We start from the raw sequence: 9,227 nt of genomic DNA on the forward strand, positions 1-9,227 counted from the left end.
GACCGCGCTCGGGTTCAGCGCCGAGGACTTCCGCTCCAAGTCCTGGGACGAGTTCGCCAGGCCGGGGGCGCCTCAGCTCGATTTCGTGATCACCGTCTGTGACAACGCCGCCGGCGAGGTCTGTCCCATCTGGCCGGGCCAACCCATGACCGCCCATTGGGGCGTCCCTGATCCGGCCGCCGTCGAAGGCTCGCACGCCGAGCAGGCCGCCGCCTTCGCGGAAGCCGCCCAGCAGCTGGGCGCGCGCATCCGGTTGTTCCTGGCCCTGCCGCTGTCGACGATCGACGCAATGTCCCTGCAAAACCGGCTGCGGGACATCGGGCAGATGCAGGACACCCCGGCTTCCACCGCCCGATGAGTCATCAGGACGCAAGCCTGGAGCCGCCCCGGGAGTCCTTCAGCACCTCTCGCAGGCTGGTGGCCGAACTGCTGGGCACGGCCCTGCTGTTGGCCATCGTCATCGGGTCCGGGATCATGGGCGAGCGGTTGTCGGGCGGAAATGACGCGGTCGCCCTGCTGGGAAACACGCTCTCCACGGGCGCGGGGCTTGTGGTTCTGATCACGATATTCGGCCCGCTCTCCGGCGCTCATTTAAATCCGGCCGTAACCCTGGTCTTCGCTGCACGTCGTGAACTGGGTTGGGGCCTTGCAGCCGCTTACGTCGCCGTCCAGGTGGTCGGTGCGATCGCGGGCGCGTGGCTGGCTCACCTGATGTTCGGGGAGCCGGTGCTGCAACTCTCCCACAAGCTCCGCGACGGCCCTGCGCAGGCTCTGTCGGAGGCCGTCGCCACCTTCGGGCTTATCGCCACCATACTCGGATCGATTCGGTTCAGGCCGGAGGCGACGCCGATGATGGTCGGGCTCTACATCACCTCGGCCTATTGGTTCACCGCCTCGACCTCCTTCGCCAATCCGGCGGTCACCGTGGCGCGCAGCCTGTCTGACACCTTCGCCGGCATCGCGCCCAGCTCCGCGCCAGCCTTCGTCGCCGCGCAGCTTGTGGGCGCGGCCCTCGCGGCCATTCTGTTCGGCTGGCTTTTCAACGGGGCGAAACGACCATGACCGGTCGCCCCTTGGCCTAGGTCAGGCCGCCTCGGGCCGCCGCCGCCGCACCCGCGCTAACCGGCGCAGGCGGCGCCAGAAGCGGGTCTTCTCGGGTTCCGGATAGGGCTGCAGATTGCGCACGAAGTCCTCGGCGCAGGCCCGCCAGGAGAAGCCTTCAGCAAAGGTGCGCACGATCTTGCGGTCCAGCTTCAGGGCCTCAAGGCAGGCCTCGCGGAGACCCTCGGTGGCGCTTCCGGCCAGGACGCCGGCGTTGCTGCCGGGAATGATGTCGATGGGGCCGGGCGCGGGATAGGCCGCCACTGGCGTGCCGGTGGCCATGGCCTCGAGAATCACCAGGCCGAAAGTGTCGGTGAGCGAGGGGAAGACAAAAACGTCGGCGCAGGCGAAATGCGCGGCCAGTTCGTCGCCCATCTTGAACCCGCGGAACTCGACCTCGGGGTACTTGGCCTTCAGCTCCTCGGTCTGCGGGCCGTCCCCCACCACCACCTTGGTGCCAGGCAGGTCGAGGCCGAGGAAGGCCTCGATGTTCTTCTCCACTGCGACCCTCCCCACCGACAGGAAGATCGGCCGCGCCAGACCCTCATAGACGTCGCACTCGTCCTTGGCCCTCGGACGGAAGGCCTCGGTGTCCACGCCCCGCGACCAGGCGGTGATGTTGCGGAAGCCGTGGTGTTCCAGCTCGTCGCGCATGGTGGGGGTGGCCACCATCAGGCGGCCTGACGGCTTATGAAACCACTTCATGTAGGCGTAGCCGGCGGCCAGCGGCAGCGGCAGCCGAGCGGAGACATATTCCGGGAACCGGGTGTGGTAGCTGGTGGTGAAGGGCAGCTTCCACTCCACGCAGATGCGGCGCGCCGCCAGGCCCAGAGGGCCCTCGGTGGCGATGTGGATGGCCTCCGGCTCGAACGCCTTGAAGCGCTCCTGCACCGGCTCATAGGTGCCGACCGCAACCTTGATCTCGGCATAGGTGGGCAGCGGGAAGGTCTTGAACTGGTCGGGGCTGATCACCTCGACCGAGTGGCCCATTTCCCGCATCTCCTTGATGACCCGGGTGAGGGTGCGGACCACGCCGTTCACCTGCGGCTCCCACGCATCCGTCACAACCATGATTCGCATGGGCTTCAGGCTGTCGCGCGGCGCTGTGATGGCCTCGCGGACGCGGTTGCGAGACGGCCGGGGCGGGGCCAGCGCCTGGGTCTGCAGCCAGGCCCAGAAGGCCCCCATCAGGGCCTCACGGGTGGGGAAGTGACGGTACACAGTGCGCTCGCCCACCTTCGCCTCGGCGGCGATCTCGGCGAAGCTCAGTTCCTCCAGCCCGCCGGACTCCAGCCGGGTCGCCACGGCGCGCAGGATCTGGTCGTGAGTCTCGGCCTTCTGGCGATCGCGCAGATTGGAGACGTAGCGGGTTGGGGGCATCGTCATGACAGCGGCACTGTCGTCAGTTCGGAGGGGCTGTCAAGAAAACGACGTTACGCAGCTACGGCCGGGAACGGAATCAGGTCTGGCATGGTCCTGTCGATGGCTGACCATGAGCGGATCTTGGCCCACTCAAGAATCTCAAGCCGGCCGTCGGGATGCTCGACGAGCGCGGTGCAACTCTCCACCCAGTCGCCGTCATTGATATAGGCGATCCCGTCGATGTCGCGCATCTCGGCCTTGTGGATGTGGCCGCAGATCACCCCGTCCACCCCACGTCGCCGCGCTTCGTCTGCCACCGCAGCCTCGAAGTTCTCCACGAACTGAAGGGCGTTCTTCACCCGGGTCTTGAGGAAAGCCGACAGGCTCCAGTATCCGAAGCCCATCCGGCGGCGCACCCTGTTGAACAGGGTGTTGATGGCGATCAGGGCCCGGTAGGCGTAGTCGCCGACGAAGGCCAGCCAGCGGGCGTGCTGCACCACCCCGTCGAACTCGTCGCCATGCAGCACCAGGAAGCGTTTGCCGTCCGCGGTCTCGTGGATGACATCCCTGGCCACAACCACGCCACCAAAGTGGACGCCGATGAATTCGCGCGCGCCCTCGTCATGGTTGCCAGGCACGTAGGTGACGTTCACGCCCTTGCGCGCCATGCGCAGAACCTTCTGAACGACGTCATTGTGGCTCTGCGGCCAGTGCCAGCCAGAGCGCAACTTCCAGCCGTCGATAATGTCGCCGACGAGGAAGAGGTGGTCGCATTCGATGTGGCGGATGAAGTCCAGCAGCAGTTCCGCCTGACATCCCTTGGTCCCAAGGTGGATGTCGGAAATGAAGACGGTGCGATAACGCCGGATTCCGAATTCGGACATCGAGGCCCCCTGAGCGTGCAGCCAACGCCTGCCGGTTAGGCTGATTGCATGTCATTCTCATGAAACCGATCGCGCCCCTTTCGAAGCGGGCCCTTTCGGAGTAAGGGATTGCTCAGGCCGACCCTCCCCAGGTCACCCCAAATCAGGTCCCGATGGACGCCCGTACCTATCCTGCGAAGGAAACGCCGAAGTCTCGGCGTACCCGAGCACGTATCCTCGACGCCGCCATGCGGCTGTTCGCCGACGTCGGCTATCACGCCGCAACCAACGCCATGATCGCGGACGCCGCGAACCTGACGCGGGGCGCGATGCTCTATCATTTCGCCAGCCGTGAAGAGTTGGTGGAGGCCGCTGTGACCTACATCGAGGTGGAGCGCGCCCGACTGTTCGAGCAGGCCGCCTCGGCGCCCGCCGCGCCTGGCGTCGACGCCTCTGAACACGCCATCGACGCTTACTGGGCGTTGCTGCACGAGATTCCTTTCGTGGCCTTCGCCGAGCTGGAGACCGCCGCCCGCACCGAGCCGATGCTGCGGGTCCGTCTGGCCGCCGCCCAGAGCGCCTTCGACCGCGCCCAGGTGGGCGATCGGTTCCTGGCGCTCGCCCAGGCCGGCGAGGACCCGCGCTTCCAGACCAGCCGCGATCTCGGCCGTTTCCTGCTTGAAGGCTTGGCGAAGGGCGCGATGACCTACGACGAGCCGGCGCGCAAAGAGCGCCTGCTCACGGTGGTCAAGCGCGCCGTGCGGGTGTTGAACCGCAAGGGCGATGTGCAGGAACTCTGGCCCGACTAGGGCGACCTGTCAGAGTGTCGCGAGCAGGCCTACGAAGGCGATGGCCTTAATCGCCAGGTACCAGAAGACGGCGTTCAACCCCAGGAAGCCGGCGATCAGGGCTATCCTGTAAAAACGCGGTCGACCCTTTGAGCCCATCGAGCCCAGGGAAGCTGCGGCCATACTCATATCCTCCGCTGCTGCCATTGGTTCGGGGGGAAGGCAGCTAAGCTTGAGTGTTGCACTGATTCATCGGGAATGAATCGGCGACGAAATGTCACCGATCCAACGCAAAAGCGAAACCAAGGTTTCATCTGCGCCTTGCTGACAGCGTCGGGAACCGGCGGATGTCGAAAACCATTGGGCCCTGGCCAAAGCTGGGACGCTGGCGTCCCTGGACAAGGGGATCGGCCTGGCGGTCTACTTGGCTAGGGGCGGGTGAGGAGCCGCCTGGCCTGATCTTACTCGGCCGGTTCTTCGAAACCCTGAGGCCGATCGGCGAGCTGACGCAGGTACTGGCCGTACTCGCTCTTGGCCAGACGGTCGGCCAGCTTCAGGAGCTGGGGCCGGTCGATCCAGCCCTGGTGGAAGGCGATCTCCTCCAGGCAGCCGATGCGCAGGCCCTGCCGCTGCTCGAAGGTGCGGATCAGCTCGCCGGCCTGGATGAGGCTGTCATGGGTGCCGGCGTCTTCCCAGGCGAAGCCTCGGCCCAGCAGCTCGACGTGCAGCTCGCCCGCCTCCAGATAGATCTGGTTCAGGGCGGTGATCTCCAGCTCGCCCCGCGCCGACCGCTCCAGGGTCTTGGCGAAGGCGGAGGCGCGGCCATCGTAAAAATAGAGGCCGGTCACCGCATAGTTGGACTTCGGACGGGCGGGCTTCTCCTCGATGCCCAGAGCCCGGCCGTCGGCGCCCAGCTCCACCACGCCGTAGCGTTCGGGGTCCTGCACCGTGTAGCCGAACACCGTGGCGCCCTCGGTCCGGGCGTCGGCCGAGCGCAGCATCTGGCTGAAGTTCTGGCCGAAGAAGATGTTGTCGCCGAGGATCATCACGCTGGGCTCGCCGCCCACGAAGTCCTCGCCCAGGATATAGGCCTCGGCCAGACCGCCCGGTGTCGGCTGGACGATGTACTCGAACCGCACGCCGAGCTGGGAGCCGTCCCCCAGCAGGCGCTGGAAGCCCGACTGGTCCTCCGGCGTGGTGATGATCAGGATCTCGCGCACCCCGGCCAGCAGCAGGACCGACAGCGGATAGTAGATCATCGGCTTGTCGTAGACCGGCAGCAGCTGCTTGGAGACCGCGAGCGTCAGCGGATGCAGGCGGGTGCCAGAGCCACCGGCCAGGATGATGCCACGCCTCATGCGGTCACCGAGGCTGCGTTCAGATCTTCGATGGTGTCCTCCAGCGCCTCGCGCCACGGCCGCAACGTCAGTCCAAAGACCCCCTGGAGCTTCACCGTGTCCAGTTCGCAATTCAGCGCGCGACGCGCCGGGGTCGGAAAGGCGCTGGTGGGCACCGGCTGCATGGGCGGCAGTGGTTGGCCCGGACGCGCCAGCTCGAAGATGGCGCGGGCCATCTCGAAGCGGGTGGCGACGCCGTCATTGACCAGGTGCAGCAGGCCCCATTCCGGCGCGCCGGCCGGCAGGCGCGATAGGCGCTGGGCCTGGCTGAGCATGAAGCCCGCCACGTCGCCGCTGGCTGTCGGCCGGGCGCGCTGATCGTCCACCACCTTCAGCAGGGGCTGGGTGTCGGCCAGTTTCAGCATCATCTGCAGGAAGTTCTGGCCGAAGGCCGAGAACAGCCACGAAACCCGGGCCACCAGGGCGCGGTCGCAATGCTCCAGCACCGCCTGCTCGCCGGCTAGCTTCGAGGCGCCATAGACGTGCAGCGGGTTGGTGGCGTCGGTCTCGACATAGGCGCCGGCCTTTTCGCCGTCGAACACCATGTCGGTGGAGATATGGATCAGAGGAACGCCCCGCGCCTGGCAGGCGCGGGCCATGGCCTCCGGGCCCTTGGCGTTCACGGCATAGGCCAGGTCCGGCTCACTCTCGGCCCTGTCCACTGCGGCGTAGGCCGTCGCGTTGAACACCAGGTCGATGTCGGGCGTCTCACCGATCACCCGCGCCACGGCGTCAGCGTCGGTGATGTCCACATCGGCCCGCGACAGGGCCTGGATCGCCACCACGCCGCTGGAGCGGAGCAGCATCTCCCGGGCCAGCTGCCCGGTGGCGCCGAACTGCAGGATCGTCGTGGTCATGCCTTGGCGAGGCCCAGGCGCTCGGACTCAAAACCGCGCTCCCGGATGGCTTCCCACCAGGCCCGGTTCTCCACGTACCAGCGAACGGTGTCTTCCAGGCCGGCGGCGAGGTCGGTTCTCGGCGCCCAGCCCAGTTCATTGGCGAGCTTCGAGGCGTCGATGGAGTAGCGGAAGTCGTGGCCGGGGCGGTCGGCCACGAAGCTGATGCGCTCGGCGTGCGGGACGTTGGCCGGAGCCAGCCTGTCCAGGTGGGCGCAGAGAATCTTGATGACCTCGAGATTGCGCAGGTTGCTATCACCCCCGACGCAGTAGGTCTCCCCCAGGCGGCCCTTCTGCAGCACGGTCAGCAAGGCGTCGGCGTGGTCGTCCACGTGCAGCCAGTCGCGAACCTGGCGGCCGTCACCATAGACCGGGATGGTCTTGCCCTCCATGGCGCGCAGCACCACCGTCGGGATCAGCTTTTCCGGAAACTGGAAGGGGCCGTAGTTGTTAGCGCAGTTGGTGATCACCACCGGCAGGCCGAAAGTGCGGTTCCAGGCGCGCACCAGGTGGTCGGCGCCCGCCTTGCTGGCCGAATAGGGCGAGTTGGGGTCGTAGGGGGTCTCTTCGGTGAAGGCGCCGCTCTCCCCCAAGGCCCCGAACACTTCGTCGGTGGAAACGTGGTGGAAACGGAAGCCGGCCTTCCTGTCCGGGTCGAGGCCCAGCCAGTAGGCGCGCGCGGCCTCCAGCAGGACGGCTGTGCCCATGACGTTGGTGCGCACGAAGTCCAGCGGCCCGTCGATGGCGCGGTCGTTGTGGCTCTCGGCGGCCAGGTGCATCACCGCGTCGGGCTGGTGCCGGGCGAAGATCGCCTTCACCGCCGGTGCGTCACAGATGTCAGCTTCCTCGAAGGCGTAGAGGGGCGAGGCCGAGACCTCGGCCACGTTCTCCAGATTGGCCGAGTAGGCCAGGACGTCGAGGTTGACCACCTCATGGCCGTCCGCCACGGCCCGTCTCACGACCGCCGACCCGATGAACCCGGCGCCGCCCGTAACAAGGATTTTCATGGAGTCTTTCGTAAGCGATGGCGGCGATCTTGCCACGTCAATTCCCGCGAGGATTGCCTCTAGCAGGAGATCGCGTCGGGCTCAATTCGTGGCGCGCCGTGACGCTTTTTCGCAAGGGCCGCGCTTGAGGCGGTGAGACGGGGCGCCTACAGTCTCCCAACTCGCTCCCTGGCATTTTCGGGGATCACGCCGCGCCTCCGCATTTTCGGGGACCAGTCGATGGCGGGCGGCGCGTGTCGCGCCTTGGGGATGGCCGTGGTTTCGAGTTCAGACGATGGGCCTGTTGCGGCCCCCGGCGGGCCACGGCCCGGCTTTCCGTCCGGAGGCCCTCGCGGTCGCGGCGGGCCGGACCTGACCACCGGCCCCATCGGCAAGACCCTGATCGTCTTCGCCCTGCCGGTGATGGGCTCCAACATCCTGCAGTCCCTGAACGGCTCGGCCAACGCCATCTGGGTCAGCCATGTCCTGGGCGAGGCGGCGCTGACCGCCACCTCCAACGCGAACATATTGCTGTTCCTGATGCTCGGCGCCGCCTTCGGGGTCAGCATGGCGGCCAACCTGCTGATCGGCCAGTCGATCGGCGCGGGCGACCAGCCGATGGTCAAGCGGGTGATCGGCACCGCCACCACCTTCTTCATCGTGCTCTCGATTTCCGTGGGGGCGGGGGGCTGGCTGCTCACCCCGACCATACTCCAGGCCATGGGCACGCCGGCCGACGCCATCCAGGACGCCATCACCTATCTGCGGGTGATCTTCCTGGCCATGCCGTTCATGTACTTCTTCTCCTTCGTCATGATGGCCCAGCGCGCCACCGGCGACTCCAAGACCCCCTTCTACTTCTCGCTGTTCGCAGTGGGGCTGGACGTCATCCTCAACCCCCTGCTGATCACCGGTTTCGGGCCCGCCCCCCGCATGGGGATCGGCGGCTCGGCCATGGCCACCCTGGTCAGCCAGACCGCGACCCTGGGCGCCATGCTGGTTTATCTCTACCGGACCAATTCGGTTCTTGTTCTGCGCCGCCATGAGTGGACTCTGCTGAAGCCCGAGTTCGAGATCCTCAAGACGATTGTGGTCAAGGGCATGCCCATGGCCTTCCAGATGCTGGTGATCTCCGGCTCGGCGGTGCTGATGATCAGCATGGTCAACACCTATGGCTCCAGCACGGCGGCGGCCTATGGCGCGGCCACCCAGCTGTGGACCTACGTCCAGATGCCGGCCATGGCGCTGGGCGCGGCGGTCTCCTCCATGGCCGCCCAGAACGTCGGCGCGGGCCGGATGGACCGGGTCGACCGGATCGCCCTGATCGGCTCGGCCTATGCGGCCCTGTTCAGCGCGGTTCCGGTGGTGCTGATCTATCTGGTGGAGCCGGTGATCCTGCGCCTGTTCCTGCCGGCCGACAGTCCCTCCCACGCCATCGCCATGCACCTCAACGCCTATGTGCTGTGGGGCTTCATCCCGTTCGGGGTGTCCTTCGTGCTGTCGGGGATCGTGCGGGCCACCGGGTCGGTCTGGCCGCCCCTGTTCGCCATGATCATCTCGCTCTGGGTGGTCCGGGTGCCTTTCGCCAAGCTGCTGATGCCGGTGCTCGGCGCCGACGCCATCTGGTTGAGCTTCCCCTTGGGCAGCATCACCTCCTGCATCCTGGCCGCGTCCTGGTATCGCTGGGGTCCGTGGCGCAACGCCCGCCTGATGAAGTTCACCCCGCACGGCGACGCGCCCGACACCGGCATGAGCCTGCCGGGCGGCCTTGAGGAGAGCGAGGCCGCCGAGGCCGTCGCCGAGGCCGGCCAACCCGCCCCTACGGCTCAACCAG

9 protein-coding genes and 2 pseudogenes are annotated in these 9,227 nt (G+C 66.9%); 4 read left to right on the forward strand and 7 right to left on the reverse strand.

Features of this window, described 5'->3' with window-relative positions:
- Together RMO97_RS00895 and RMO97_RS00900 are read left to right on the forward strand one after the other, a co-directional pair.
- A pseudogene (locus tag RMO97_RS00895) lies at positions 1-358 on the forward strand (arsenate reductase ArsC); the annotation flags it as partial.
- On the forward strand, positions 355-1,062 hold the full coding sequence (locus RMO97_RS00900) for an MIP/aquaporin family protein (protein WP_310538680.1): 708 nt from the start codon (positions 355-357) through the stop codon (positions 1,060-1,062). The pseudogene RMO97_RS00895 and the gene RMO97_RS00900, both read left to right, overlap by 4 nt.
- Positions 1,063-1,083: 21 nt before the next feature.
- On the opposite strand, the gene RMO97_RS00905 is transcribed toward RMO97_RS00900, so the two are convergent.
- The 3 genes and pseudogenes from RMO97_RS00905 to RMO97_RS00915 form a co-directional block, all read right to left on the reverse strand.
- The gene (locus tag RMO97_RS00905) at positions 1,084-2,181 is read right to left on the reverse strand and encodes a glycosyltransferase family 1 protein (RefSeq protein ID WP_310538688.1); all 1,098 of its coding nucleotides are present in this window, start codon (positions 2,179-2,181) and stop codon (positions 1,084-1,086) included.
- 111 nt (positions 2,182-2,292) lie between these two features.
- A pseudogene (locus RMO97_RS00910) lies at positions 2,293-2,487 on the reverse strand (TetR/AcrR family transcriptional regulator); the annotation flags it as partial.
- Positions 2,488-2,534: 47 nt separating this feature from the next.
- Entirely contained in the window at positions 2,535-3,347 is an 813-nt protein-coding gene (locus RMO97_RS00915) for a UDP-2,3-diacylglucosamine diphosphatase (protein ID WP_310538681.1), read from the reverse strand.
- 152 nt (positions 3,348-3,499) lie between these two features.
- Here RMO97_RS00915 and RMO97_RS00920 point away from each other — a divergent pair, with 152 nt between their 5' ends.
- Positions 3,500-4,135 (forward strand): helix-turn-helix domain-containing protein, encoded by a 636-nt coding sequence (locus RMO97_RS00920; RefSeq protein WP_310538682.1) that lies wholly within the window; start codon positions 3,500-3,502, stop codon positions 4,133-4,135.
- Between the two features lie 9 nt (positions 4,136-4,144).
- Here RMO97_RS00920 and RMO97_RS00925 read toward each other — a convergent pair whose 3' ends face one another.
- The 4 genes from RMO97_RS00925 to rfbB all read right to left on the reverse strand — a co-directional run bounded on the left by RMO97_RS00925 (position 4,145) and on the right by rfbB (position 7,414).
- Positions 4,145-4,297 carry a hypothetical protein gene (locus RMO97_RS00925; RefSeq protein ID WP_310538683.1) on the reverse strand — a complete coding sequence of 51 codons (153 nt, stop codon included), beginning with the start codon at positions 4,295-4,297 and terminating at the stop codon, positions 4,145-4,147.
- Between the two features lie 278 nt (positions 4,298-4,575).
- On the reverse strand, positions 4,576-5,472 hold the full coding sequence (gene rfbA / locus RMO97_RS00930) for a glucose-1-phosphate thymidylyltransferase RfbA (RefSeq protein WP_310538684.1): 897 nt from the start codon (positions 5,470-5,472) through the stop codon (positions 4,576-4,578).
- Complete coding sequence (gene rfbD, locus RMO97_RS00935; protein WP_310538685.1) at positions 5,469-6,368, reverse strand: dTDP-4-dehydrorhamnose reductase; 900 nt, start codon at positions 6,366-6,368, stop codon at positions 5,469-5,471. Before rfbD ends, rfbA begins: the two co-directional genes overlap by 4 nt.
- The gene (gene rfbB / locus RMO97_RS00940; protein WP_310538686.1) at positions 6,365-7,414 is read right to left on the reverse strand and encodes a dTDP-glucose 4,6-dehydratase; all 1,050 of its coding nucleotides are present in this window, start codon (positions 7,412-7,414) and stop codon (positions 6,365-6,367) included. The genes rfbD and rfbB overlap by 4 nt, the downstream gene beginning before the upstream one ends.
- 255 nt (positions 7,415-7,669) lie before the next feature.
- Between rfbB and RMO97_RS00945 the strand changes: the two genes are divergently transcribed.
- A partial coding sequence (locus RMO97_RS00945; protein ID WP_310538687.1) for an MATE family efflux transporter occupies positions 7,670-9,227 on the forward strand: 1,558 nt, incomplete at its 3' end.

It is taken from the genome of Phenylobacterium sp., from assembly GCF_031425575.1.
Classification (GTDB): domain Bacteria; phylum Pseudomonadota; class Alphaproteobacteria; order Caulobacterales; family Caulobacteraceae; genus Phenylobacterium.